The sequence below is a fragment of the Chryseobacterium vietnamense genome (assembly GCF_031454475.1).
GTDB classification, from domain to species: Bacteria; Bacteroidota; Bacteroidia; order Flavobacteriales; family Weeksellaceae; genus Chryseobacterium; species Chryseobacterium vietnamense.
Genome location: NZ_JAVDQX010000003.1, coordinates 593,630 through 619,299 on the forward strand (window position 1 = coordinate 593,630; position 25,670 = coordinate 619,299).

The window sequence follows — 25,670 nt, forward strand, 5'->3', positions numbered from 1 at the left end:
TTTAGTTTTAATAGTGTGTGATATAGTGTTCTGGCAGGTATGTCTGTCTCAGGAGATTAAAATTTCCTGTCTGACACAAATTTACTATCTAATTGATAATAAATGATATTAAAATGCGGGATTTTTTTCTGTAAAAACCCGATAACATTATTAAGTTGTTCTTCAGTTATTTCCTCTGTCTTTATTTTGAACCCTTTATTCAAATAACTTCCGAAGTAGAAACCGTCTTTCATTACTTCAATTTCATAGTCAGATATTTTTCTAAAATCAGGGTTTTCGAGATCTCTTTTGGATAATGCATTAATCAGTTTATGTTTACCCAAATGATTGGTAACGATTCCCCAGGAATAAATCGGAAGGGCAACTTCAATATTTTTGATAGGATAGTCTTCTATTTTCGAAAGGTAGCTTTTCAGAATATTCACATCCAGAATAGAATTTTTATCAAAATTTTCAAGAGGTGACGAAGTAGAGTAGCACATGAGATATACTTTTCCAACAGGAGGAATTCCGGTCTGTTTTTTATCTTTCACCTGATGAAGACGGAGAGTACAGGTGATGTCTTTTCCGGAAATTCTTTTGAGTTCTTTCAGAAATTTAAAATAATCATTTCGTGTTCCGGCGGTCCAGTCACAGTCGATCTGAATTTCATTACTGGTTTTCAGGTGATATTCTTTTGCTTTCTTTTGAGTTAAAAGATGAATGCTTTCAGCCAGAAATTTAATCTCATCAGCAGAAATACCTAACAATGTCTGGTTGGTGATGAAAACAGTAGGAACAATCTGTTTGTCTGTCTGAAAACTCTGGTCTTTGGTAATCACAGCTACCGGCTGAAATTTTCCGTTTACTTTATCTACATCAAAGAATCTGGTGTATAAATTGGGGACTGTTGCTTTATCCAGTGCTTTCTTTTCTTCAAGGTCCAGCTTCAATTTGGTTTTCCAGTAATAGAAAGTATAAGGATGGTTCTCTTTCCCGTTGCATGATAGAATAAGAAAAAGCAGAAATAGAAATAAAATTTTTAAATGTTTCATTGGTGTAAATCACCCTTCAAAATTAATGATATTTTGGCAAAATATAAACCGTAAAATCCCGGTGATTGAAGAATAAAAGCCGATGATGAAGGTGAGTTCTTACAAATGTATAAAGTTTTTGCTGACGAGAAATTACATTAATAACTGTTTTGTAATCATGGGGTGGTTTTCCACAACAAGAAAACCACCCCAAATGGAGTGGTTTTCCACAACAAGAAAACCACCCCAAATGGAGTGGCTTTCTCTATATATCATTTTACTACTTGAAAAATTCGCTTTCGCACGTACAGGTTTCTTTGCTGATGCTTTCACTGGATGAGCAACAGCCATCAAGATTCTTAACGTTTCCTTTTTCATCAGTAAGGTAGATTTTATCTTTATCAAACTTCACGAAAAATGTTTCCTCATATTTTTTAAAAACCACTTTCATTACCTTATTCGGAGCATATTTTCCTGCATTGATCTCTTCTGTGGTTTCTTCTCCGCTCGCCTGATTCACCTGAACATATCCAAAATGTACATCCCCATTATTTTTTACATCCAGATAATAATGTGGAGTCCCAGTGCCGCTATATCCTTTCAGAATGTCAAAAGCTCTGTATCCGATAAAAGGAACCTCTGTCTGCTGTGCCCATGTAAGAATGCTGATACACAGAATCATTACACTGAAAAATTTTTTCATAGATATTTTTTTCAAATGTAAAAATTTTTAAGCAAAAACATTCACCGTAAAAACACGGTTGTTTACAATTATAAGATGCTTGGTATAAGATATCCCTTTCACTGAATGAGGTGTGGATTTTGTTTGGATGGTGGCTTTATAACAATAAAACCACTCCTAAAAGAAGTGGCTTTTTATGATTGAGTTAAAATCAGATTAAAAAACGGTTGCTGCAAGCTGAATTCTTGCGAACTTATTGGAAGGATTCCACATGGCCATCATGGATACAGGAAGGCTGTAATGATCGGTAATCTTAACTACTTTTCCGGCTTTGAGACCTACATTTACGATGTCAAAGCTGTTTTTGCCATTGCCATATAAAAAGGTTTTATCATTAAGAGCAAATCCGGCTCCTACAAATGCATCCAGATTTACCTTCTGTCCTTTAATAACTGGATAACTTGCCTGTACATAAGTAGAATATCTGTTCTTTTTGTAGCTTCCATCAGCCTCAAGGATGACTTCTCCTGCATTGGCTCCTCCATACAGCATGATATCAGCCTCGATATTGATCGGGAATGACGGCCCGAAGGTATAGTTGGTTCTTAAATCAATAATATGGGCCGTTCTTCTCTGTGAATAGCTGAAGATGTCATCTGCAGCTACTGCGGTATTGATGTTCCGGGAGTTGTAAAGATCCCATAATCCAATATAAAAACGACCGTCAGAATATTGAATATAATAATTGATCTCTTTGTAATGAGTGTTGTCTTTATCATCCGCTAATGCTGATGCTCCCCAGATTCCAACTTTCCATTTCTTTTCCGCATCCAGGGCATAAGAAAGATTTCCCATTACGACAGGTTTATCAGTAATAATAAGCCCTCTCCATAAGTGATTGTTCTGAATGTTGGCAGTAAAATCAAGTCTTCCTTCTTTAGATTCCTTGGTTTCACCGCTCTCCTGTGAAAATAACCTTCCTGTGCCTAAAGCAAGAACGAAGATTCCCTTTAAGATTTTTCTCATCATTGGTCTTATTTTAAAAATCCATATAATACTGCTGCGATAATAGCTCCAGTAACCGGGCCTACTACAGGAATCCACGCATAACTCCAGTCACTGCTTCCTTTTACAGGTAAAATAGCATGCATAATTCTTGGGGCAAGATCTCTTGCCGGGTTAATAGCATACCCTGTAGTTCCTCCCAGAGACAAACCGATGGCCCAAACTACAAACGTAACGGGAATGGCTCCGATAGAACCTAATCCTACTTTAGCTGTTGGGTCTGCCTGTAAAGAAATACTGGGATCTGCAAAATAAAAGACACAGAATACCAGAACAAATGTTCCGATAATTTCGCTGATAAGGTTAGACGATGTTTTTCTGATAGCGGGAGTGGTACTGAAACAAGCCAGTTTTGCTCCTTCATCCTCCGTAATGGCAAAGTGATCTTTATGAAACAGCCATACCAGAAAAGCACCCAGCATTCCGCCGATCATCTGAGCCGCAATATAAGAAGGTACCAGGTCCCAGGAGAATTTTCCTGCGGCGGCCAGTCCAATGGTTACAGCCGGATTCAGATGGGCCCCACTTATTGGCCCTGCAACGGTTACTCCCACAAATACGGCGAGCGCCCATGCGGTAGTAATAACAATCCATCCGGAATTATTTCCTTTCGTATCTTTTAAGACAACATTGGCTACAACACCGTTGCCTAACAATATAAGAAGCATCGTTCCGATAACTTCTGCAATAAATGGGGTCATATAAGTTTTTTTAATGAGTGAGTTAATCTTCTATCCAGCTCTGAGCACTTTTTACAGCTTTTTTCCAGAAGTGGGTCATTTTATCCACTTTTTCTCTGTCCAGTTGAGGGTGGAAATCTTTGTCTACAATCCATTGTTCCTGGATTTCGTCTATATTTTTCCAGTATCCTACTGCAAGTCCTGCAAGGTAGGCTGCTCCAAGAGCTGTAGTTTCCAGTGTTTTGGGTCTTGTAATTTTAAATCCGAAAAGGTCAGACTGTATTTGCATCAAAAGATCGCTGGCAGAGGCGCCGCCGTCTACTCTTAATTCAAGACTGGCTGTTCCGGAATCGGCTTCCATAGCTTTTACGATATCATACACCTGAAATGCAATTCCTTCCAGTGTGGCTCTTGCAATATGTGCATCAGTGGTACCTCGGGTAATTCCTACAATGGTTCCACGGGCATACTGATCCCAGTAAGGAGCGCCAAGACCAGTCAGTGCAGGTACAAAATAAACTCCACCATTATCTGGTACAGAAGCAGCCAGTTTGTTTACTTCCTCAGAAGAACGGATAAGCTTAAGACCGTCTCTTAGCCATTGAATAGCTGCACCTCCTACAAATACACTGCCTTCCAGTGCATAATTTACTTCTCCATTGATCTTCCACGCTACCGTAGTGAGAAGGTTATTTTTAGAAGAAACGGCTTCCGTTCCTGTATTCATTAATAAGAAACATCCTGTTCCGTAAGTATTTTTTACCATTCCCGGAGTGGTGCACATCTGTCCGAATAAGGCAGCCTGCTGGTCACCCGCAATACCTGCAATTGGAATTTTGGTAGAGAATAGAGTAGTCGCTGTTTCCCCGTATATTTCACTGCTTTGCTTTACTTCAGGAAGAATAGCTTTAGGAATATTGAATAATTCTAATAAATCATCATCCCATTCTAAAGTATGGATATTCAGAAGCATTGTTCTGCTGGCGTTGGAAACGTCGGTGATAAACATTTTTCCACGGGTCAGTTTCCATACAAGCCAGGTATCAACGGTCCCGAAACATAGTTTTCCTTCTTCAGCCTTTTGTCTTGCTCCTTCTACATTATCAAGGATCCATTTTAACTTGGTTGCTGAAAAGTAAGCATCCAGAACCAATCCTGTTTTTTCTTTGATCGTTTCAGCGTGTCCCTGTTCCTTCAGTTCGTCGCAGTATTTTGAAGTTCTTCGGTCCTGCCATACAATTGCATTGTAGATGGGTTCACCGGTTTCCTTATCCCAGACGATTGTCGTTTCACGCTGGTTGGTAATTCCGATAGCGGCAACTTCCAGTCCGGAAATTCCTGCCTTTGCAATAACTTCAGCTGCTACGGAAATCTGTGAAGACCAGATTTCGTTTGGATCGTGTTCTACCCAACCCGGAGTAGGAAATATTTGTCTGAAATCTTTTTGAGATACATATTCTATTTCTCCACTGTGATTGAAGAGAATCGCTCTGGAGGAAGTTGTTCCCTGGTCTAGAGCGAGAATTAGTTTTTCATTCATGTATATAATGCTAATTTAGGTTGATAACTTTAGGTGAATACGGAGTCAGTAAATATCCTCTTGCCAGTTCAATAAATTCATTTTCCTGCTGCTGAGCCCATTCTTCAGAATATCCTTTTTCTTCAGCAATGATTCTTGCCACGTTATGAGCGCTGTCTATCGCTGCTCTGGCATCAAGGAATAGCAAACGTACTCTTCTTGCCAGGATATCTTCAATGGTTTCTGCCATTTCTGCTCTTACGGCCCATACTACTTCCGCTACAGTGAAAGGGTGATCCGGATGGATTCTTTGAGCATAGCGCGGATTGCTTTGTTGCAATGCTTTGATGGCTGGAATATCAGATCCGTATACATACAGATGATTGGTTCTGTCTACCTGTTCCGGTTTTACATTTCCATGGATGGAAAGGTGTTCCGTTTTAGATGGGCTGTTTCCCAATCTGTGAACTTTCATAGCTTCATCTATGGTATCTTCTGCCATTTTACGGTAAGTAGTCCATTTCCCTCCAATGATAGAAACCAATCCTGTCTCTGAAGTAATGACTTTGTGGCTTCGGGATACTTCTTTCGTGCTTTTGCTTCCGTCTTTAGGGGCAGCAAGCGGACGAAGACCTGCGAAAACTGATTTTACATCTTCGCGCGTAGGTTTTTTAGCTAAATACTGTCTCGCTGTATTCAATACAAAACTGATTTCCTCTTCCAGTGCACGGGGTTCAAAGCTTTCGTCTTTTAAAAGAGTATCTGTAGTTCCTACCAGAGCTCTGTCATGCCATGGAACAACAAATAAAACCCTGCCGTCTGATGTTTTCGGAATCATGATAGCGTCATCACTTTTAAGAAAGGATTTATCCAGTACAAGGTGAATTCCCTGACTTGGTACTACAAGTTTACCATGTTTAGGGTTGTTCATGTTAAGAATATCATTTGTAAACACACCTGTAGCATTGATCACTACTTTACCGTGTATCTGATATTGCTGTTTGGAAAACTGGTCTTCTGCAACCACACCTATTACTTTATCGGAAGCATCTTTCAAAAGGTTGATTACTTTTACATAGTTGACTGCGCTTCCGCCTTTTTCAATGATTGTTTGAGTAAGGTTAACTGCAAGTCTCGCATCGTCAAACTGTCCATCCTGGTAAACAACACCACTCATTAAATGATTTTGTTCAATGGTAGGGAGTTTTTCGATAGTTTTTGATTTGCTGATGTATTTTGTTTTACCCAAGCTCAATTTTCCGGCAAGAAAATCATAAACAGATAGTCCTATTTTATAGTATATTCCTCCCCACCATGTATAGTTTGGAATAATAAAAGACTGATTTTTTACGATATGAGCCGCATTTTTTGCCAAGAGTCCTCTTTCCTTTAAAGCTTCTTTTACCAATCCGACATCTCCCTGAGCGAGATATCTAACTCCGCCGTGTACCAATTTGGTACTTCTGCTGGATGTTGCTTTTGCGAAGTCATGAGATTCAAGCAATAAAGTTTTGAATCCCCTGCTTACCGCATCTAATGCTGAACCTAAACCACTGGCTCCTCCTCCTATGACAATAAAGTCCCATTCTTTTACATTGGTTAACTTACTGAGTTCTTCGTTTCGTTTCATAAATGTTTCGTTTATGTTTCGTTTCCAAATATATAAATTAAAAATGAAAGCAAAAAGAAAATAAATGAAATTTTAAGATGTCAAAAAAAAACGGTATTTTTGATGAAACGAATAAAATGGAAAAGCTATTACCAAGGCAGGATGAAATACTTAAAGAGCTGGATGAGAAAGGACATGTGCTTGTTCAGGATCTGTGTGAAAAGCTCAATGTTTCTTCGGTTACGATCCGAAAGGATCTGAACTATCTCGAAAGCCTGGGGCTTCTTTTCAGAAATCATGGAGGAGCAAGCAAGCAGGTAAGATATGCTTATGAGAAAAATGTTGGAGAAAAAGAAAATATCAATGTAGAGGCCAAGCAGGATATTGCGAAAGCAGCATTGTCATTGATTCAGGAAAATGATTGCATTATACTGGCATCCGGTACAACCATGCATTATCTGGCCAGGATGCTGGTGAACTTTGGACCGCTTACGGTATTGACATCTTCTTTACGGGTGGCTATTGAGCTTTGTAATAATCCTAACATTAATATTATACAGTTGGGAGGTGAAGTGCGAAAAAGCTCTACTTCCATAGTGGGTTCTATTTCTGAAGGAATTCTAAAGCAGTTTTCATGTAATAAACTTTTTCTGGGAGTAGATGGAATTGATCCTGAATTCGGAATCAGTACTTCCAATGCTGCAGAAGCTCATTTGAATCAGATTATGATGGAATGTGCGGATCAGACAGTGATTCTTGCAGATTCTTCAAAATTAAATAAGAAAGGTTTTGGGAAGATTGCAGCTTTGGATCAGGTGGATTACCTTATTACGGATAAGGGGATCTGTGCTGAAGACAAGGCCGGGCTGGAAGAAGTGGGAGTGAAGGTGATGACTCCGTAGGGGCTTCATCTTAATTTCTTTTTAAAAATCAAAATAAATCTTTGGGAAATTTGTTCTGAATTTTTTCAAAATCATCTAATTGATTAAAAATCAAAATATTTTACTTGAAATATTTGTCAGTTACAAAATTATTCATAAATTTGCACACTCATTTTAGGGGCGTAGTATGCCTATATCAAAAGTAGAAATTACTTCAGACTTCCGAAAAATGGTGATAAATAAAGGATAAATTTTATTATAATATAAACAATGTCAGGTATTATTGGTAAAAAAATCGGTATGACATCTTTGTTTAACGAAGAAGGGAAAAATATTCCTTGTACAGTTATTCAAGCTGGTCCATGCTCGGTTTTACAGGTCAGAACCTTAGAAAACGACGGTTATACAGCTGTGCAGTTAGGTTTCGATGACAAGAGTGAGAAGAACGTTGGTAAAGCGTTAGCTGGCCATTTTAAAAAGGCTGGTTCTGCTCCTAAAGCTAAATTGGTAGAATTCCACAACGGATTCGCTGAAGTGAAAGTAGGAGAAGAAGTAAAAGTTGATTTATTCGCTGAAGGTGAATATGTTGACGTAACAGGAACTTCAAAAGGTAAAGGCTTCCAGGGTGTTGTTAAAAGACACGGATTTGGAGGTGTAATGCAGGCAACTCATGGTCAGCACAACAGACTTAGAGCTCCAGGTTCTATCGGTGCTGGTTCAGACCCTTCAAGAGTATTCAAAGGGATGAGAATGGCTGGAAGAATGGGAGGTAAGCAGGTAACTGTTCAAAACCTTCAAGTGTTAAAAGTTGATCAAGAACAAAATCTTTTAGTAGTAAAAGGTGCTGTTCCGGGAGCTAAAAATTCTTATGTAATTATCAGAAAATGGAACTAGTAGTATTAAATACATCAGGAAAGGAGACCGGAAGAAAAGTAACTCTAGACGAAACAGTATTCGGAATTGAGCCAAATCAGCACGCGGTTTACTTAGAAGTTAAACAGTATCTTGCTGCACAAAGACAAGGTACTCATAAAGCAAAAGAAAGAAGCGAAATTACTGCTTCTACTAAAAAGCTTAAGAAGCAAAAAGGATCAGGATCTGCTAGATACGGTGATATCAAATCTCCAGTATTCAGAGGTGGAGGTAGAGTATTCGGACCAAAACCAAGAGACTACAGATTCAAATTGAACAAAGCTCTTAAGAGATTGGCTAAGAAATCTGTTTTATCTCAAAAAATGAGAGACAACAGCATTAAAGTTTTAGAAGATGTGAGCTTTGACGCTCCTAAGACTAAAGATTTCATCAATGTATTAAATGCATTGGAACTTAACGGTAAAAAATCTTTATTCGTTCTTCCTGAAGCTAATAAGAATGTGTATTTATCTTCAAGAAACTTACCTAAAACTAAAGTAATGAACTTCAACGAGATCAGTTCTTACGATTTAGTAAACGCTGGTGAGATCATTTTCTTCGAAGGTGCAGTTGAAAAATTCCAGGAAAATTTAAAGAAATAAATCATGTCAGTTATTATTAAACCAGTTATTTCAGAAAAGGCTAATTACCTTACAGATTTAAGAGGTTCTTATTCTTTCTTAGTTAACCCTAAGGCGAATAAAATCGAGATCAAAAAAGCTGTTGAAGCAGCTTACGGTGTAAAAGTAGCAGACGTTAACACAATGATTTATGCTCCGAAGGTTTCTTCAAAATACACTAAAAAAGGTCTTCAAGTAGGAAAGACAAATAAATTGAAAAAAGCGGTAATCAAACTTGCTGAAGGTGAGGTTATCGATATTTTTGCTGTAAATTAATTATTAATTATAAATAATAGTAATGTCTGTTAGAAAATTAAAACCTATCACCCCGGGACAGAGATTCAGAATTGTAAACAATTTTGAGGAAATTACTACCAACAAACCAGAGAAATCTCTAACAGTTGGTATTAAAAAGTCAGGTGGACGTAACCAAACAGGTAAAATGACCATGCGTTACACCGGAGGTGGACACAAAAAGAAATACAGAATTATTGACTTCAAAAGAAACAAAGCAAACGTTGAAGCAACTGTAAAATCTGTAGAATACGATCCAAACAGAACTGCATTTATCGCTTTATTAGAGTACGCAGACGGAGAGAAGAGATATATCATCGCTCCAAACGGTATCAAAGTTGATCAGAAAGTAGTATCAGGAGAAAGCGTTGAACCAAACGTAGGTAACGCAATGAAATTGAAAAATATTCCATTGGGTACTGTAATCTCTTGTGTTGAAATGAAACCTGGACAAGGTGCAATTTTAGCAAGAAGTGCTGGTTCTTCAGCTCAATTAACTTCAAGAGATGGTAAATATGCAATCATCAAGTTACCTTCAGGAGAATCAAGAATGATCCTTACTGAATGTATGGCAATGATTGGTTCTGTTTCCAACTCAGATCACCAATTAACTGTATCAGGTAAGGCTGGTAGAAGCAGATGGTTAGGTAGAAGACCAAGAACAAGAGCGGTTGTAATGAACCCAGTAGATCACCCGATGGGTGGTGGTGAAGGACGTTCTTCAGGAGGTCACCCAAGATCTAGAAACGGTAAACCGGCTAAAGGTTACAAAACTAGAAAGAAAAACAAAGTGTCTAACCGTTACATCGTATCTAAAAGAAAATAATTATGGCAAGATCACTTAAGAAAGGACCGTTCATTCATCATACTTTAGATAAGAAGGTTCAGGCAAATATAGAGTCTGGTAAGAAGACAGTTATCAAAACTTGGTCTAGAGCATCTATGATCTCTCCGGACTTCGTAGGACAAACTATTGCAGTACACAACGGGAAATCTTTTATCCCGGTTTATGTTACAGAAAACATGGTTGGTCACAAGTTAGGCGAATTTTCTCCAACAAGATCTTTCAGAGGTCATGGTGGTAACAAAAACAAAGGAAGCAGATAATCATGGGATCAAGAAAACAAGATAGTTCAATCGCAAGAAAAGAAGCTAACAAAGACGTTGTAAAAGCTTCATTAAATAATTGCCCGTCTTCTCCAAGAAAAATGAGATTAGTTGCTGATATCATTAGAGGAGAGCAGGTAGACAAAGCACTTTATATCCTAAAATATTCTAAGAAAGATGCTTCTAACAAGTTAGAAAAATTGCTTCTTTCTGCTATGGCTAACTGGCAAGTGAAAAACGAAGGTGCTGACATCGAGGAAGCAAACCTTATCGTTAAAGAAATATTTGTGGATAGTGCAAGACAATTGAAGAGACTAAGACCAGCTCCACAAGGTAGAGGGTATAGAATCAGAAAAAGATCTAACCACGTTACATTAATCTTAGGTAACAAAGAAAATTAATCAAGGTATGGGACAGAAGACAAATCCAATTGGTAACAGATTAGGTATCATCAGAGGATGGGATTCTAACTGGTTTGGTGGAAACGATTATGGAGACAGAATCGCTGAAGACTACAAAATCAGAAGATACCTTGAAGCTAGATTATCTAAAGGTGGTATTTCAAAAATTTATATTGAAAGAACTTTAAAATTAGTTACAGTAACTATTACTACTGCTAGACCGGGACTTATCATCGGTAAAGGAGGTCAGGAAGTTGATAAATTGAAAGAAGAGTTGAAGAAACTTACAGGTAAGGATATTCAAATCAACATTTTCGAAATCAAAAGACCTGAATTAGACGCTGTACTAGTTGCTGATAGTATTTCTAAGCAAATTGAAAACAGAATTTCTTACAGAAGAGCTGTTAAAATGGCAATGGCAAGTACTATGAGAATGGGTGCTGAAGGTATCAAAGTTCAGATTTCTGGTAGATTAAACGGAGCTGAGATGGCAAGATCAGAATCTTTCAAAGAAGGAAGAATTCCATTGTCAACTTTCAGAGCTGATATCGATTACCACTGGGCAGAAGCTCACACTACTTACGGTAGACTAGGGGTTAAAGTTTGGATCATGAAAGGTGAAGTTTACGGTAAAAGAGAACTTTCTCCACTAGTGGGACAACAGAAAAAAGGAGGTCAGTCAGACAGAGGAAACAGAGGTGGAGACAGAGACAACAGAAGACCTAGAAAAAACAACAACAATAACAATAATAATTAAAATTTTAGATTAGAAATTTTGAATTTTAAATTACCGTTACTTTTTTAAAATTAAAAAAAATCTAAAATCTAAAATCTAAAATCTAAAATTTAGAAATTATGTTACAACCAAAAAGAACCAAATTCCGTAGAGTTCATAAGATGAAGATGAAGGGGAATGCCCAGAGAGGTAGTCAACTTGCTTACGGAACTTTTGGGATCAAAGCAACGGAAGGAGCTTGGATCACTGCAAGACAGATTGAAGCAGCTCGTATCGCTGCTACAAGATATATGAAGAGAGAAGGTCAACTATGGATCAAAATCTTCCCAGATAAGCCAATTACTAAAAAACCAGCGGAAGTACGTATGGGTAAAGGTAAAGGTGCTGTTGAATATTGGGTAGCTGTAGTAAAACCAGGTAAAATTATGTTCGAAGTTGGAGGAGTTCCTTACGAAATTGCGAAAGAAGCTCTTAGACTTGCTGCACAAAAATTACCAGTAGTTACTAAATTCATCGTTGCTAACGATTTTGTTAAACCTCTATAATCTTTGAATACAATGAAAAATGCTGATATTAAAAATTTAAGCGCGGGTGATATTCAAGCTCAATTAACTGAAGCAAAAGCTCAATATTCTAAATTGAAATTGGCTCATGCAATCAGCCCAATTGAAAACCCGATTCAAATCAGAGATTTGAGAAAAACAATCGCAAGACTAAACACTGAGTTAACTAACAAACAATAATTTCATTTTACAATGGATAGAAATTTAAGAAAAGAAAGAATCGGAGTGGTTTCCAGCAATAAAATGGAAAAAACTATTGTTGTTAGTGAAACTACAAGAGTAAAGCACCCGATGTACGGTAAATTCGTTTTGAAAACGAAAAAATATACTGCACACGACGAGAACAACGAATGCACAGAAGGTGATACTGTTTTGATCCAAGAAACTAGACCTTTGAGCAAGAGCAAGAGATGGAGATTAGTAAGAATCATTGAAAAAGCTAAGTAATAATGTTACAAACAGAATCAAGATTAAAAGTTGCTGATAACACAGGTGCTAAAGAAGTACTAGTGATCAGAGTTCTGGGAGGAACCAGAAGAAGATATGCTTCAGTTGGTGATAAAATCGTTGTTACGATCAAGGATTCTACACCATCAGGAAACGCTAAAAAAGGTCAGGTATCTAAAGCTGTAGTAGTAAGAACTAAAAAAGCAGTAAGAAGAAAAGATGGTTCATACATCAAATTCGACGACAATGCTTGTGTATTACTAAACGCAGCGGGAGAAATGAGAGGAACGCGTGTTTTCGGACCAGTTGCTCGTGAGTTGAGAGACAAAGAATATATGAAAATCATTTCATTAGCTCCTGAAGTACTTTAATTTTTAAAATTTTTAAAAGAAATGTCAAAGTTAAAAATAAAAAGAGGAGATAACGTAATCATTACTACTGGTAAGAAAGATATCAAAGGTAAGACTGGTGAAGTTATTGAAGTGATCAAGAAAGAAGGTAGAGACCCAAGAGTAATCGTTGCAGGACTTAACATCGTTAAAAAACACGTTAAGCCTTCAGCTTCTAATCCTCAAGGAGGAATTACTGAAAAGGAAGCTTCTATTCATATCTCAAACGTAGCTTTAGTTGGTAAAGACGGAAAAGCTATCAAAATCGGTTACAAAATCGAAGGAGATAAGAAAGTAAGAATTAACAAAAAAACGGGTGAAACTTTATAATTTGAATTAACATGGAATTTATAGCAAGACCCAAAAAAGCATATAAAGAAACAATTGTTCCTGCAATGATGGAAGAATTCGGGTACAAGTCAATCATGCAAGTACCTAGATTAGAGAAAATCGTTGTATCACAAGGTTTAGGAGATGCTACTGCAGATAAGAAAATTATTGATTATGCTGTAGAAGAATTGACAAACATCACAGGTCAGAAAGCAGTTGGTACAATCTCTAAGAAAGACGAAGCTGCATTCAAACTAAGAAAAGGTATGCCTGTAGGTGCAAAGGTAACTTTGAGAGCTCACAGAATGTATGAGTTCTTAGACAGACTTACTTCTTCTGCCTTACCACGTATCAGAGATTTCTCTGGTATCAAGGCAGATGGTTTCGATGGTAGAGGTAACTACAACTTAGGTATTACTGAGCAAATTATCTTCCCTGAAATCGTAATTGACAAAGTGAAAAAAATCCAAGGGATGGACATCACTTTCGTAACTACTGCGAAAACAGATAAAGAAGCTAAAGCATTATTAACTCACTTCGGTTTACCATTTAAAAAGAACTAAGAAATGGCTAAAGAATCAATGAAAGCGCGTGAGCGCAAAAGAGAAGCACTAGTTGCTAAATACGCTGCTAAAAGACAAGCTCTTAAAGAAGCTGGTGATTACGAAGGACTTCAAAAATTGCCTAAAAATGCTTCTCCTGTAAGATTACACAACAGATGTAAACTAACAGGTAGACCAAGAGGATACATGAGAACGTTCGGTATTTCCAGAGTAACTTTCAGAGAAATGGCAAACAACGGTCTTATCCCAGGTGTAAGAAAAGCTAGTTGGTAATAATTACTAATTAAAAATCGGGACAATTAAGTTGTCAGGATACTAAAGAATAAAAATATCAGACCGAAGATTTCTGACGTCTGATATTTTAATCTTCAAGTCTTTTCAAAACTGATTGTTCTTTAACCAATAATTTATAAAAGAAAAATGGTAACAGATCCAATTTCAGATTTCCTAACAAGAGTAAGGAACGCACAAAGCGCAGGCCACAAAGTGGTGGAAATTCCTGCATCGAAAATCAAAAAGGAGATTACTAAGATCTTATTTGATCAAGGGTATATCTTAAACTACAAGTTTGAAGATAACGCTGTTCAAGGAGTGATCAAAATCGCTTTAAAGTACGATAAGCAAACCAACAAACCGGCTATCAAGTCTATCCAAAGAGCTTCTAGACCAGGTTTGAGACAGTACAAAGGTTCTACTGAACTTCCAAGAGTACTAAACGGTTTGGGTATTTCTATCATCTCTACTTCTAAAGGAGTAATGACTGACAAGAAAGCTAGAGAAGAGAAAGTAGGCGGTGAAGTAATCTGCTATGTTTATTAATTTTTAATCAGAGGAAAATGTCAAGAATTGGTAAAGCAATTATAACAATTCCAGCTGGAGTTACAATCACTGAAAACAACGGTGTAGTAACTGTAAAAGGAGCAAAAGGAGAACTTTCTCAAGAGCTTACAGCAGGAATTACTATAGAACAAAAAGATGGTGAACTTAACGTAAACAGACCATCTGATTCTAAGCAACACAAAGCGCTTCACGGTTTATACAGAGCGTTAATCAACAACATGATTGTTGGTGTAAATGCAGGTTTCGAAAAGAAACTTGAACTAGTAGGGGTAGGATATAGAGCTTCACACGCAGGTCAAAAACTTGAGTTAGCTTTAGGATTCTCTCACGGTATCGTATTGGAACTTCCAAACGAAGTAAAAGTAGATACATTGACTGAAAAAGGTAAAAACCCAATTATTACTTTAACGTCTCACGACAACCAACTTCTAGGAATGGTAGCTGCAAAGATCCGTTCTTTCAGAAAGCCTGAGCCTTACAAAGGAAAAGGTGTAAGATTCGTAGGAGAAATTGTTAGACGTAAAGCTGGTAAATCTGCTTAATAAATTATAAGTATTATGGCATTAAGTAAATTAGAAAAAAGAATAAGAATCAAAAGAAGAGTAAGAGGGAAAATCTCTGGATCTTCTGAATTGCCAAGATTATCTGTATACAAAAGTAATAAGGAAATTTACGCTCAGTTAATCGATGATAAAAATGGTAAAACTTTAGCATCAGCTTCTTCTAGAGAAAAAGGTGTAGACGCTAAAGGTACTAAGACTGAAGTTTCTGCTGCTGTTGGTAAAGCTATCGCTGCTAAAGCTATCGCTGCAGGAATCGAAAGTATTGTATTTGACAGAAACGGATTCGTATACCATGGTAGAGTAAAAGCTCTAGCTGATGGTGCAAGAGAAGGTGGACTTAAATTCTAATCATTAAATTTCGGAAAATATGTTAGGACTAGATAATATAGAAAGAGTAAAACCGGGAGGATTAGAATTAAAAGATCGTCTCGTAGCTGTTAACAGAGTAACAAAAGTAACAAAAGGAGGTAGAGCTTTCGGATTTTCTGCTATTGTTGTAGTAGGTAACGAAGAAGGTGTTATCGGTTTCGGTTTAGGAAAATCTAAAGAGGTTGCTTCTGCAATTGCTAAAGCAGTTGAAGACGCTAAGAAAAACCTTGTGAAAGTTCCTGTAATGAACCATACTATTCCTCACCAAACTACTGCTAGATACGGTGGTGCAGATATCTTCTTAAGACCTGCTTCTCACGGTACAGGACTTATCGCCGGTGGTGCGGTAAGAGCGGTATTGGAATCAGCTGGTATTCACGATATCCTTTCAAAATCTAAAGGATCTTCTAACCCTCACAACGTAGTGAAAGCTACTTTCAAAGCGTTATTAGACATCAGAAGACCTGAAGAGATCGCTAGAATGAGAGGGATTTCTCTAAGTAAAGTGTTTAACGGTTAATAATTAAAGCAATGGCAACAATTAAAGTAAAGCAAGTAAGAAGCGCTATTGGTAGAACAAAAACCCAAAAGAGAACGCTTGAAGCATTAGGATTAAAAAAACTTCACCAAGTTGTAGAGCACGAAGCTACTCCTTCTATCTTAGGAATGATCGCTGCAGTAAGCCACTTACTTGAAGTTCAAAAATAATTTTATAAAAGAGAAATTAAAATGAATTTAAATAACATACAACCTGCTGCAGGATCTACTTTCAACTCAAAGAGAATTGGTAGAGGTCAGGGTAGCGGAAAAGGAGGTACTTCAACAAAAGGACACAAAGGTCAGAAAGCTAGAGCTGGTTATTCTCAAAAAATCGGTTTCGAAGGTGGACAGATGCCTTTACAAAGAAGATTACCTAAATTCGGATTCAAAAACGTAAACAGAAAAGAGTTTAGAGGAGTTAACCTTGATACTATTCAAACGTTAATCGAGAACAAATCCATCACTGGAGAAATCACGAAAGAAGTTTTAGTAGCAAACGGGATAGTTTCTAAAAACGAATTAGTGAAAATTATGGGTAGAGGAGAATTGAAATCTGCGGTTTCAATCTCTGCTGACAAATTCACTAAATCTGCTGAAGAGCTTATTGCTAAAGCAGGTGGAAAAGCAATTACCTTATAATACTTACTAATGAAAGAATTTATACAAACACTTAAAAATATTTGGAGTCTTAAAGAACTTAGAGATAAAATTCTCTTTACTTTAGGTATTATCCTTGTGTATAGATTCGCATCTTATATCTCGCTTCCTGCAATTAACCTTGCAGAGGTGGGAGATCTCTTAGAGCATTATAAAAATCAAGGCGGTAACAAGCAAGGAGCAGGTCTCCTTGGCTTGCTTTCGTCGTTTACGGGGGGAGCTTTCAGCCACGCTTCCGTAATGGCGTTAGGAATCATGCCTTATATTTCTGCTTCTATTATTGTTCAGTTGATGGGGATGGCTATTCCTTATCTTCAGAAGCTTCAGAAAGATGGAGAGTCAGGTAGAAATACATTGAACCAAATTACAAGATGGTTAACGATTGGAGTTTGTCTGGTACAGGCACCTTCTTACTTAACTTCTATTACTCAATTATTCTTACCGTATGCTCAGTTCCAGTCTGCATACTATGTAGAGCCTAATTCAATCATGTTCTGGTTACCAAGTATTGTTATTTTGGTTGCCGGTTCAGTATTTGCAATGTGGCTAGGTGAAAAGATTACCGATAAAGGAATCGGAAACGGTATCTCTATCCTTATTATGGTGGGGATCCTTTCAAGATTACCTGAGGCATTCGTACAGGAGATGGCCGTGCAGAACGGAAAAGGAGGAATGGGATCTATCATGATCCTTATTGAAGTATTATTCTGGATGTTGGTAGTTCTTTTAGCAGTAATCTTATCAGTAGCTGTTAGAAAAATTCCAATTCAGTATGTAAGCAGAGCTCAAGCAAGAGGAGGTGTAAACAGAAATCTTATGCAGGGAGCAAGACAATGGATTCCATTGAAAGTAAATGCTGCTGGTGTAATGCCGATTATCTTTGCTCAGGCATTGATGTTCGTACCAGGATTATTAACAAAATTCGATGAGTCTAATACTTTTCTTGCAGGTTTCAAGAATGTTTTTAGCTGGCAGTACAACGTATTGTTTGCGCTATTAATTATTATCTTCTCATTTTTCTATACTGCGATTACAATTCCGGTAAACCAGATGGCTGATGACTTGAAGAGAAATGGAGGTTTAGTACCGAAAGTAAGACCCGGTAAAGAGACCGCTGATTATTTAGATGATATTTTATCAAAAATTACCTTGCCAGGTGCAATTTTTTTATCTATCTTTGCAGTCCTTCCAGCAATTGTGCATGGAAGCTTTGTTCAGACAGATGCGTTTGCCCTATTTTTCGGGGGAACGTCACTATTAATTATGGTGGGTGTAATTTTAGATACAGTTCAACAGATTAATACATATCTGCTGAACCATCACTATGATGGCTTAATGCAGTCTAAATTATCAAGAACGACTGGATATTAATTTATGGCAAAACAAAAACATATTGAACAAGATGGCGTGATCGTGGAAGCACTTTCTAACGCCATGTTCCGTGTAGAGCTGGAAAATGGGCATATCCTTATTGCTCATATCTCCGGCAAAATGAGAATGCATTATATTAAACTTTTACCTGGTGATAAGGTAAAACTAGAAATGTCTCCCTATGATTTAACTAAAGGGAGGATCACATTTAGATATTAAAACAATTAGCCAAATGGAATACACATTCCATTTGGCATTTGTAAAAAATAAATACTATCAAAATGAAAGTAAGAGCATCAATTAAAAAAAGAAGCGCTGATTGCAAAATCGTACGCAGAAAAGGTGTACTATTCGTAATCAACAAGAAGAACCCAAAATTTAAACAAAGACAAGGTTAACATTAAATTATGGCGAGAATTGCAGGTATTGATTTACCAAAAAACAAAAGAGGTGTTATCGGTTTAACTTACATCTATGGAGTAGGAAGAAGTACTTCTTCTGAAATCCTTAAAGCTGCCGGTATCAGCGAAGACAAGAAAGTCAACGAATGGAATGACGATGAATTGGCTGCAATCAGAACATATATCTCTGAAAACGTAAAAGTAGAAGGAGAATTAAGATCTGAAGTGCAATTGAACATCAAGAGATTGATGGACATAGGATGCCAACGAGGAATACGTCACAGACTTGGATTACCTTTAAGAGGCCAGAGAACGAAAAACAACTCTAGAACACGTAAAGGGAAGAGAAAAACTGTTGCTAACAAGAAAAAAGCTAGTAAATAATCGTTAGGAATTATGGCAAAACAAACTAAAGTAGTTAAAAAAAGAAAAGTAAAAGTTGAAGCTATTGGTGAAGCTCATATTCAGGCTTCTTTCAATAACATCATCATTTCTTTAACAAATAAAAACGGAGAGGTTATCTCTTGGGCTTCTGCCGGTAAAATGGGTTTCAGAGGTTCTAAAAAGAATACTCCATTTGCTGCTCAGATGGCAGCTGAAAATTGCTCTGCTGTAGCTCACGAAGCTGGTTTAAGAAGAGTAAAGGTGTTTGTGAAAGGTCCAGGTGCAGGTAGAGAATCTGCTATCAGATCTATCCACAATTCAGGAATTGAAGTTAGCGAAATCATTGATGTGACTCCTATGCCACACAATGGATGTAGACCACCAAAAAGAAGAAGAGTTTAATTTTTAGAATTTACCCATTATGGCAAGATATATTGGACCTAAAACTAAGATTGCTAGAAAGTTTGGTGCTGCAATCTACGGAGATGATAAGAACTTCGAAAAAAGAAAAAACCAACCGCCAGGACAACACGGTCCTAACAAAAGAAGAGGTGCTAAAAAATCAGAATATGCAGTTCAGTTAGCTGAAAAACAAAAAGCTAAATATACTTACGGTATTTTAGAAAGACAGTTTGCTAACTTATTTGACAAAGCACACAGAAGTAAAGGTGTAACAGGGGAAGTTCTATTACAACTTTGTGAATCAAGATTGGATAACGTAGTATACAGATTCGGGTTTGCAAAAACTAGATCTGGAGCTAGACAATTAGTTTCTCACAGACACATCACTGTGAACGGAGAAATTCTTAATATCCCTTCTTACTTGGTAAAAGCTGGTGATGTAATCGCTGTAAGAGAAAAGTCTAAGTCTCTTGAAGTTGTTACCAATGCATTGGCTTCTAAGTCAAACTATGAGTGGTTACAATTCAACGATGAGAAGAAAGAAGGAACTTTCGTTTCTGCTCCTGAAAGAATCCAGATTCCGGAGGACATTAAGGAAAACCTTATCGTCGAACTTTACTCTAAATAATTTTTTAATCAAATTTTTGCTCAACCCAATAATATGGCAATTTTACAATTCATAAAACCCGATAAAGTAATTTTACTTAACTCTGATGAATTTAAAGGTCAATTTGAATTCAGACCTTTAGAACCAGGTTTCGGGCTTACAATCGGTAATGCTTTGAGAAGAGTGTTGCTTTCTTCTCTGGAAGGATACGCTATTTCATCTATCAAAATAGAAGGTGTAGAGCACGAATTTTCAACTATTCCAGGAGTAATCGAAGACGTTACCGAAATTATTCTTAACCTTAAGCAGGTAAGATTAAAAGCTGCAGCAGAAGGCCAGGCTAACGAGCAGGTTGTTGCTAAAGTTTCAGGTCAAACGGTTATTACTGCTGGTGATTTAGGAAAGTCTATCAATGGATTTGAGGTTCTGAACCCAGATTTAGTGATTTGCAACCTAAACAGTGATGTAACTTTCGAAATTACTTTCAATATTGAAAAAGGAAGAGGGTATGTTCCTTCTGAACAAAATAAATCAAACAATGCTCCTGTAGGAACTATTGCTATTGACTCTATTTTTACGCCGATCAAGAAAGTACAATACAGCATTGAAAATTATCGTGTAGAGCAAAAAACAGACTACGAAAAACTTGTATTAGATATAGAAACTGACGGGTCTATCAGCCCTCAGAATGCTTTAACTGAAGCTTCTAAGATATTAATTTATCACTTCATGTTATTCTCTGATGAGAGAATCACGCTTGAAACTGAAGCTGTAAAAGCATCTATCCAGTACGATGAAGAAACTCTTCACACAAGACAACTTCTTAAGTCTAAATTAGCAGATATGGATCTTTCTGTAAGAGCCCTTAACTGTCTGAAAGCAGCTGAAGTAGAAACTCTTGGAGAATTGGTTTCTTACAGTAAGTCTGATTTGATGAAATTCAGAAATTTTGGTAAAAAATCTTTGACAGAACTAGAAGAATTAGTGCATTCAAAAGGTCTTAACTTCGGTTTCGACGTTGCAAAATATAAGTTAGACGCTGATAAATAATTAATAATGAGACACGGTAAAAAATTCAATCACTTAGGAAGAACAGCTTCTCACAGAAGTGCTTTACTTTCTAATATGGCTTGTTCTCTAATTGAGCATAAAAGAATCAACACTACTGTAGCTAAAGCTAAAGCTTTAAGAGTATATGTTGAGCCTCTATTAACAAAAGCAAAAGAAGATACTACACATAACAGAAGAGTAGTATTCTCTTACCTTCAAAATAAATTTGCGGTTGCTGAATTATTCAGAACTGTAGCTCCTAAAATCGCTGAAAGAAACGGTGGTTATACAAGAATCATTAAGACAGGTTTCAGACCAGGTGATGCTGCTGATATGGCTCTTATCGAATTAGTAGATTTCAACGAGCTTTACAACCCTAATGCTGAAGAGAAAAAAGCTACAAGAAGAAGCAGAAGATCAACTGCTGCACCTAAAAAAGCTGAAGCTGTAGTAGCTGAAGCACCTGCAGTAGAAGAGAAAGTAGAAGAAGCTAAAGCTGACACTACTGAAGAAAAAACTGAAGAATAATATTCATTCAGAAATATAAATAAAAACCATCCGTTTTCGGATGGTTTTTTTATTTTCCATAATATAGCCGGATTAGCTAAAATATAGACTTAATATGTACTATAGAAATGAAATGTCCCTCAATATTGAAGGACATTTTTATTTAGATCTTTGTTCTTTTCAGTTCAATAATATTATTACCCTGTTCAAGGTGAAGACTGTCTCCTTTTACCCTTGCGGTCATATCATCTTTCTTATAAATGGTTTCATCCCCTTTGGTTTCCGATTTAGGTAATGTAAATGTTTTCTTATTGCTGGTAATAGCTACTGTACTTTCTTTCGGGTCGTTTTTGAATATTACCTTTACCAATGTTCCATCGGTAGCTTTATAAACAAAATCTGTTTTCTCAGTTTTCTGACCATTGATATCTACTGTCGAAGAACTTTGCGTTACAGAATCTATTTTTCCATTATGGTCTGTAATTACAGTTTCTGAACTGTCTGTTTTGATAACGCTTTTGTTTCCGCTTTCACTTTTTTTACAGCTGACTACAGCTAATGCCAATACAGCACTTAATGCTAAGAGACTTTTTTTCATGATTATATTATTTGATATTCAATATGATTTTTATACTTTAATTTTACAAAAATCATGCCTTACAATATGAGAAATTTTAACCGATATTTATGCATTATTCTTTTATTTTTCTCCTTGAATACTGTGTTTTCACAGAAGGGAAATTTTGAAATAAAAGATGGACATTTCTTCCTGAACGGAAAACCATTTACCATATACTCCGGTGAAATGCATTATCCGAGAGTTCCCTCAGAATACTGGAAGCATCGCCTGGAGATGATGAAAGCTATGGGGTTGAATACTGTTACCACCTATGTATTTTGGAATTATCATGAAGAAACACCGGATAAGTGGAATTTTACAGGTGAGAAAAATTTACAGAAGTTCATCAGGACAGCACAGGAAGTCGGCTTATACGTCATTATCCGGCCCGGGCCTTATGTTTGTGCAGAATGGGAATTTGGTGGATATCCGTGGTGGCTGCAGAAAAATAAAGATCTGGAAATAAGAAGAGACAACAAAGCCTTTTTAGAAGAGTGCCAGAAATATATCAGTCAGCTGGCAAAACAGATCGTACCTCTTCAGATTAACAATGGAGGTCCCGTAATTATGGTACAGGCAGAAAATGAATTTGGATCTTATGTCGCCCAAAGAAAAGATATTCCCCTGGAAGAACATAGAAAATACAGCCATAAGATTAAAGATATGCTATTGAAAAGTGGTATTTCTGTACCATTATTTACTTCAGACGGGAGCTCGCTTTTTAAAGGGGGTTCCATTGAAGGAGCTTTACCCACTGCGAATGGAGAAAGTGATATTGCTGTTTTAAAGAAAAGTATCAATGAATATAATGGAGGGAAAGGTCCATATATGGTTGCAGAATATTATCCCGGCTGGCTTGATCACTGGGCAGAACCATTTGTGAGGGTTTCTGCAGAAGAAGTGCTGAAGCAAACAAAACTGTACATAGAAAATGGCATTTCTTTTAATTACTATATGATTCATGGAGGAACCAACTTTGGGTTTACCAGCGGTGCCAATTACGATAAGGATCATGACATCCAGCCGGATCTTACAAGTTATGATTATGACGCTCCTATCAGTGAAGCAGGATGGACAACTCCTAAATACAATGCATTAAGAGAAGTTTTTCAAGCTATCAATAAAAGTAAACTTCCGGATGTTCCAAAACCCGTAAAGGTCATCACCATTCCACAAATAAAATTTTCAAAAGTAAATTCTCTGTTTGATCTTACCGACCATCAGAAACCTATTATTAGTGACCAACCCCTTACATTTGAAGATCTGAACATCGGAAACGGATATATTCTTTACAGAAGAAAGTTTGACAAAGATTATAAAGGAATATTGGAAATAAAAGGTCTGCGTGATTATGCGAATGTTTATATCAATGGCCAATGGAAAGGTGAATTGAACAGAGTACATAAAAAGTATGATCTTGATATTGAAATAAAATCCGGAGACCGGTTGGAAATTCTGGTTGAAAATATGGGCAGAATCAATTATGGAGCAGAGATTGTTCATAATTTAAAAGGAATTATCAGCCCCGTAAAAATTAATGGTACTGAAATTTCCGGAAATTGGGAAATGCTTCCCCTGCCTTTTGAAAGCTTCCCAAAACATAATTTTAAAAAGAGAGATATTGCTTTTCACTCACCCGTAATTCAGGAAGCAGAATTTATGCTTGATGAAACAGGAGATACTTTTCTGGATATGAGAAATTTTGGAAAAGGTATTGTTTTTATCAATGGGAGAAATGTAGGAAGATACTGGAGTACTGCAGGTCCCCAACAAACCCTTTATATTCCCGGAGTGTGGCTGAAAAAAGGAAAAAACCGCATTCAAATCTTTGAACAGATCAAATTCCATAATACTATAAGCAGTATTGATCATCCTATTCTTGATCAGATTGTAAAATAACTGTTAGTGTAAAGTGTTTTATTATTTCTTATTGGCTTTATCTTTAAATTTATTGTGAAATATTTAGGCATATATTGTTTTTGGAATGAAAAATTGATTAAATTTAATAAAGTCTAAAAGACTGAACGATAACTTCAAACTCAAACAATAATATTACACAAACGTGTAATTGATTTCAATCTGTTTTCTGTTGAAATTTGCTTCAAACAAACAAAGTCATGAGCATTTCCATAGCCATAGTAGAAGACGAGAAAAACTACAACAATGCGTTGAAGAAGGTCATCAATTATCAGAAGGATATGAAAGTGATCGCTCAGTTCTTTGATGGCAATGATGCTATAACGAATTTACCTGATATTTCTCCTGACGTTGTGATGATGGATATCCAGTTACAGGATATGCTCGGAATCGAAATCATAGAAAAATTACGAAAAGAAATGCCCGATACACAGTTTATCATGTGTACCAGCTTTGATGATGATGAAAAGATTTTTAATTCTTTAAAGGCGGGCGCTATGGGATATCTGGTAAAAGGCGAAAGTATGGATAAGATTCTTTCCTCAATACGGGACGTATATCAGGGAGGTGCTCCTATGAGTTTTTCTATTGCAAGAAGGGTATTGAATCATTTCGAGAAGAAACTTCCTGAGATAAAAGGTTTTGATGAACTTACGGAACGCGAAAAAGAAATCCTTGAACTTCTTTCCCAGGGTCTTCTTTACAAAGAGATTGCAGATAAAAAATTCATCAGTATTGATACCGTTAAAAAACACGTAGGAAATATCTATAGAAAACTCCACGTCAACAATAAAGTGGAGGCAGTCAATAAATTTAATCAATCAAAAAACTAAGAAATTATGGAAAATTCAAATGCAACAAGTCAGGTAATCCCTGATGATAATTTAACTTACAGAGAAGGTCCTATCGGTAATAAACTTGAACAGCTGGTTGAAGATGTGTCGGAAATTAGGCCAATCAGCCACATTCTGGCAAAAAGTTTTATTGACAGTGCTAAAAAGGGAGTTTTGCTATTTATGCAAAATCAAAATGTGAATTTTAATCTCGGAGGTATTTATGCTGTAAAACATTCATTACTGAAAAATATTTGTGACCTCATGAATGATATTAAAGCGACCTATTTAACATTCACTTTCGTACAGATAGATCCACAGGATTCCAGGTTGCGACTTACACCTTATTCTGAAAACAAGATGATCTACATGGTGGCCTCTTTGCAAACAGAGGGGAAAAATACCATTGATGAGCATAATTATCTTATCATTAATGCCAATCAGGATTTTTCACTTAAGGATCTGAAAATTTCCGATGAGAATGTAAAAGCACTTTATGATTTTTATCTTCAGAATGCACATCAGGTATTGACCAATTATTTAGGGCGAAATAATACACGTTATATCAGTTATCATATCGTTGATCTGATAGATACCTTATCAAAAGATCGTAGTGATACATTTATCATCAATCTTTGCGAGATCAGTGATGTCAAGAAAGTGATTTTTGAAAATAATCTTGGAGATAAGTTTCGGGAAGACCAATATAAAAAACACTTTGAAACCCACGAAAAACAAATGATACTGGTTTTTAGCACAGACAAGGGATATTACGATATGGGTTCATTATATCCTTAAG

General features: G+C 36.7%; 39 protein-coding genes. 32 read left to right on the forward strand and 7 right to left on the reverse strand.

What is annotated here, in order from left to right:
* Positions 1-56 precede the first annotated feature (56 nt).
* The 6 genes from J2786_RS16685 to J2786_RS16710 all read right to left on the reverse strand — a co-directional run bounded on the left by J2786_RS16685 (position 57) and on the right by J2786_RS16710 (position 6,589).
* Complete coding sequence (locus J2786_RS16685; protein WP_047427576.1) at positions 57-1,034, reverse strand: hypothetical protein; 978 nt, start codon at positions 1,032-1,034, stop codon at positions 57-59.
* A 259-nt stretch (positions 1,035-1,293) separates the two neighbouring features.
* Positions 1,294-1,716 carry a hypothetical protein gene (locus tag J2786_RS16690; RefSeq protein WP_047427579.1) on the reverse strand — a complete coding sequence of 141 codons (423 nt, stop codon included), beginning with the start codon at positions 1,714-1,716 and terminating at the stop codon, positions 1,294-1,296.
* 195 nt (positions 1,717-1,911) lie between these two features.
* Positions 1,912-2,724, reverse strand: coding sequence for a hypothetical protein (locus tag J2786_RS16695; RefSeq protein ID WP_052186803.1), 813 nt, complete (start codon positions 2,722-2,724; stop codon positions 1,912-1,914).
* 5 nt (positions 2,725-2,729) lie between these two features.
* Positions 2,730-3,461 carry an MIP/aquaporin family protein gene (locus tag J2786_RS16700; RefSeq protein ID WP_047427585.1) on the reverse strand — a complete coding sequence of 244 codons (732 nt, stop codon included), beginning with the start codon at positions 3,459-3,461 and terminating at the stop codon, positions 2,730-2,732.
* 22 nt (positions 3,462-3,483) lie between these two features.
* Positions 3,484-4,980, reverse strand: coding sequence for a glycerol kinase GlpK (gene glpK, locus J2786_RS16705; RefSeq protein ID WP_047427588.1), 1,497 nt, complete (start codon positions 4,978-4,980; stop codon positions 3,484-3,486).
* A gap of 10 nt (positions 4,981-4,990) precedes the next feature.
* Positions 4,991-6,589, reverse strand: coding sequence for a glycerol-3-phosphate dehydrogenase/oxidase (locus J2786_RS16710; RefSeq protein ID WP_047427591.1), 1,599 nt, complete (start codon positions 6,587-6,589; stop codon positions 4,991-4,993).
* A gap of 116 nt (positions 6,590-6,705) precedes the next feature.
* On the opposite strand from J2786_RS16710, the gene J2786_RS16715 reads away from it, so the two are divergent.
* The 29 genes from J2786_RS16715 (at position 6,706) to rplQ (ending at position 21,523) form a co-directional block, all read left to right on the forward strand.
* Positions 6,706-7,470, forward strand: coding sequence for a DeoR/GlpR family DNA-binding transcription regulator (locus J2786_RS16715; RefSeq protein WP_047427944.1), 765 nt, complete (start codon positions 6,706-6,708; stop codon positions 7,468-7,470).
* A 249-nt stretch (positions 7,471-7,719) separates the two neighbouring features.
* Positions 7,720-8,343 carry a 50S ribosomal protein L3 gene (gene rplC, locus J2786_RS16720; RefSeq protein ID WP_047427595.1) on the forward strand — a complete coding sequence of 208 codons (624 nt, stop codon included), beginning with the start codon at positions 7,720-7,722 and terminating at the stop codon, positions 8,341-8,343.
* Positions 8,334-8,963, forward strand: coding sequence for a 50S ribosomal protein L4 (gene rplD / locus J2786_RS16725; RefSeq protein WP_034694672.1), 630 nt, complete (start codon positions 8,334-8,336; stop codon positions 8,961-8,963). The genes rplC and rplD overlap by 10 nt, the downstream gene beginning before the upstream one ends.
* A 3-nt stretch (positions 8,964-8,966) precedes the next feature.
* Positions 8,967-9,257 carry a 50S ribosomal protein L23 gene (gene rplW / locus J2786_RS16730; protein ID WP_002983204.1) on the forward strand — a complete coding sequence of 97 codons (291 nt, stop codon included), beginning with the start codon at positions 8,967-8,969 and terminating at the stop codon, positions 9,255-9,257.
* A gap of 22 nt (positions 9,258-9,279) precedes the next feature.
* Positions 9,280-10,101, forward strand: a complete 822-nt coding sequence (gene rplB, locus J2786_RS16735) for a 50S ribosomal protein L2 (protein ID WP_027381305.1) — start codon at positions 9,280-9,282, stop codon at positions 10,099-10,101.
* Positions 10,102-10,103: 2 nt separating this feature from the next.
* A complete protein-coding gene (gene rpsS, locus J2786_RS16740) occupies positions 10,104-10,382 on the forward strand; it encodes a 30S ribosomal protein S19 (protein WP_002983209.1) in 279 nt (92 codons plus the stop codon).
* Between the two features lie 2 nt (positions 10,383-10,384).
* The gene (gene rplV / locus J2786_RS16745) at positions 10,385-10,783 is read left to right on the forward strand and encodes a 50S ribosomal protein L22 (RefSeq protein WP_002983214.1); all 399 of its coding nucleotides are present in this window, start codon (positions 10,385-10,387) and stop codon (positions 10,781-10,783) included.
* Positions 10,784-10,790: 7 nt separating this feature from the next.
* Positions 10,791-11,540 (forward strand): 30S ribosomal protein S3, encoded by a 750-nt coding sequence (gene rpsC, locus J2786_RS16750; protein WP_034694675.1) that lies wholly within the window; start codon positions 10,791-10,793, stop codon positions 11,538-11,540.
* A 98-nt stretch (positions 11,541-11,638) separates the two neighbouring features.
* Positions 11,639-12,064 (forward strand): 50S ribosomal protein L16, encoded by a 426-nt coding sequence (gene rplP / locus J2786_RS16755; protein ID WP_034694677.1) that lies wholly within the window; start codon positions 11,639-11,641, stop codon positions 12,062-12,064.
* A 12-nt stretch (positions 12,065-12,076) separates the two neighbouring features.
* Positions 12,077-12,262: a 50S ribosomal protein L29 gene (rpmC, locus tag J2786_RS16760; RefSeq protein WP_034694678.1), complete on the forward strand. Its 186-nt coding sequence runs from the start codon at positions 12,077-12,079 to the stop codon at positions 12,260-12,262.
* Positions 12,263-12,274: 12 nt separating this feature from the next.
* Positions 12,275-12,529 (forward strand): 30S ribosomal protein S17, encoded by a 255-nt coding sequence (gene rpsQ, locus J2786_RS16765; RefSeq protein ID WP_027371715.1) that lies wholly within the window; start codon positions 12,275-12,277, stop codon positions 12,527-12,529.
* Positions 12,530-12,531: 2 nt separating this feature from the next.
* Positions 12,532-12,900, forward strand: coding sequence for a 50S ribosomal protein L14 (rplN, locus tag J2786_RS16770; protein WP_002983226.1), 369 nt, complete (start codon positions 12,532-12,534; stop codon positions 12,898-12,900).
* Positions 12,901-12,921: 21 nt separating this feature from the next.
* Positions 12,922-13,248, forward strand: coding sequence for a 50S ribosomal protein L24 (rplX, locus tag J2786_RS16775; RefSeq protein WP_047427597.1), 327 nt, complete (start codon positions 12,922-12,924; stop codon positions 13,246-13,248).
* An 11-nt stretch (positions 13,249-13,259) separates the two neighbouring features.
* On the forward strand, positions 13,260-13,811 hold the full coding sequence (rplE, locus tag J2786_RS16780) for a 50S ribosomal protein L5 (RefSeq protein ID WP_047427599.1): 552 nt from the start codon (positions 13,260-13,262) through the stop codon (positions 13,809-13,811).
* Positions 13,812-13,814: 3 nt separating this feature from the next.
* Positions 13,815-14,084, forward strand: coding sequence for a 30S ribosomal protein S14 (gene rpsN / locus J2786_RS16785; protein ID WP_002983233.1), 270 nt, complete (start codon positions 13,815-13,817; stop codon positions 14,082-14,084).
* A 147-nt stretch (positions 14,085-14,231) separates the two neighbouring features.
* Complete coding sequence (gene rpsH, locus J2786_RS16790; protein ID WP_034694686.1) at positions 14,232-14,630, forward strand: 30S ribosomal protein S8; 399 nt, start codon at positions 14,232-14,234, stop codon at positions 14,628-14,630.
* 17 nt (positions 14,631-14,647) lie between these two features.
* Positions 14,648-15,193, forward strand: a complete 546-nt coding sequence (rplF, locus tag J2786_RS16795) for a 50S ribosomal protein L6 (RefSeq protein ID WP_047427603.1) — start codon at positions 14,648-14,650, stop codon at positions 15,191-15,193.
* Between the two features lie 15 nt (positions 15,194-15,208).
* Complete coding sequence (rplR, locus tag J2786_RS16800) at positions 15,209-15,562, forward strand: 50S ribosomal protein L18 (protein WP_034694689.1); 354 nt, start codon at positions 15,209-15,211, stop codon at positions 15,560-15,562.
* Between the two features lie 19 nt (positions 15,563-15,581).
* Positions 15,582-16,103: a 30S ribosomal protein S5 gene (gene rpsE / locus J2786_RS16805; RefSeq protein ID WP_002983245.1), complete on the forward strand. Its 522-nt coding sequence runs from the start codon at positions 15,582-15,584 to the stop codon at positions 16,101-16,103.
* Positions 16,104-16,114: 11 nt separating this feature from the next.
* Positions 16,115-16,291: a 50S ribosomal protein L30 gene (gene rpmD / locus J2786_RS16810; protein ID WP_029297759.1), complete on the forward strand. Its 177-nt coding sequence runs from the start codon at positions 16,115-16,117 to the stop codon at positions 16,289-16,291.
* 21 nt (positions 16,292-16,312) lie between these two features.
* Positions 16,313-16,762, forward strand: coding sequence for a 50S ribosomal protein L15 (gene rplO, locus J2786_RS16815; RefSeq protein WP_047096813.1), 450 nt, complete (start codon positions 16,313-16,315; stop codon positions 16,760-16,762).
* A 9-nt stretch (positions 16,763-16,771) separates the two neighbouring features.
* Positions 16,772-18,151: a preprotein translocase subunit SecY gene (gene secY / locus J2786_RS16820; protein ID WP_002983253.1), complete on the forward strand. Its 1,380-nt coding sequence runs from the start codon at positions 16,772-16,774 to the stop codon at positions 18,149-18,151.
* Between the two features lie 3 nt (positions 18,152-18,154).
* A complete protein-coding gene (gene infA, locus J2786_RS16825; protein WP_002983257.1) occupies positions 18,155-18,370 on the forward strand; it encodes a translation initiation factor IF-1 in 216 nt (71 codons plus the stop codon).
* Between the two features lie 62 nt (positions 18,371-18,432).
* On the forward strand, positions 18,433-18,549 hold the full coding sequence (gene rpmJ / locus J2786_RS16830; protein WP_007839480.1) for a 50S ribosomal protein L36: 117 nt from the start codon (positions 18,433-18,435) through the stop codon (positions 18,547-18,549).
* 9 nt (positions 18,550-18,558) lie between these two features.
* Complete coding sequence (gene rpsM, locus J2786_RS16835; RefSeq protein ID WP_002983260.1) at positions 18,559-18,936, forward strand: 30S ribosomal protein S13; 378 nt, start codon at positions 18,559-18,561, stop codon at positions 18,934-18,936.
* Between the two features lie 12 nt (positions 18,937-18,948).
* Positions 18,949-19,338, forward strand: a complete 390-nt coding sequence (rpsK, locus tag J2786_RS16840) for a 30S ribosomal protein S11 (protein ID WP_002983263.1) — start codon at positions 18,949-18,951, stop codon at positions 19,336-19,338.
* A gap of 19 nt (positions 19,339-19,357) precedes the next feature.
* Positions 19,358-19,966 carry a 30S ribosomal protein S4 gene (gene rpsD / locus J2786_RS16845; RefSeq protein WP_047427607.1) on the forward strand — a complete coding sequence of 203 codons (609 nt, stop codon included), beginning with the start codon at positions 19,358-19,360 and terminating at the stop codon, positions 19,964-19,966.
* A gap of 33 nt (positions 19,967-19,999) precedes the next feature.
* Positions 20,000-20,995, forward strand: coding sequence for a DNA-directed RNA polymerase subunit alpha (locus J2786_RS16850; protein WP_047376582.1), 996 nt, complete (start codon positions 20,000-20,002; stop codon positions 20,993-20,995).
* Positions 20,996-21,001: 6 nt separating this feature from the next.
* Positions 21,002-21,523 (forward strand): 50S ribosomal protein L17, encoded by a 522-nt coding sequence (gene rplQ, locus J2786_RS16855; protein ID WP_047422412.1) that lies wholly within the window; start codon positions 21,002-21,004, stop codon positions 21,521-21,523.
* A 142-nt stretch (positions 21,524-21,665) separates the two neighbouring features.
* On the opposite strand, the gene J2786_RS16860 is transcribed toward rplQ, so the two are convergent.
* Positions 21,666-22,100: a hypothetical protein gene (locus tag J2786_RS16860; protein ID WP_047427610.1), complete on the reverse strand. Its 435-nt coding sequence runs from the start codon at positions 22,098-22,100 to the stop codon at positions 21,666-21,668.
* A 66-nt stretch (positions 22,101-22,166) separates the two neighbouring features.
* On the opposite strand from J2786_RS16860, the gene J2786_RS16865 reads away from it, so the two are divergent.
* The 3 genes from J2786_RS16865 (at position 22,167) to J2786_RS16875 (ending at position 25,669) form a co-directional block, all read left to right on the forward strand.
* Positions 22,167-24,020, forward strand: a complete 1,854-nt coding sequence (locus tag J2786_RS16865) for a glycoside hydrolase family 35 protein (protein WP_047427946.1) — start codon at positions 22,167-22,169, stop codon at positions 24,018-24,020.
* 218 nt (positions 24,021-24,238) lie between these two features.
* A complete protein-coding gene (locus J2786_RS16870) occupies positions 24,239-24,871 on the forward strand; it encodes a response regulator (RefSeq protein ID WP_047427613.1) in 633 nt (210 codons plus the stop codon).
* Positions 24,872-24,877: 6 nt separating this feature from the next.
* Positions 24,878-25,669 carry a hypothetical protein gene (locus tag J2786_RS16875; protein ID WP_047427616.1) on the forward strand — a complete coding sequence of 264 codons (792 nt, stop codon included), beginning with the start codon at positions 24,878-24,880 and terminating at the stop codon, positions 25,667-25,669.
* The last annotated feature ends 1 nt before the right edge of the window (position 25,670 follow it).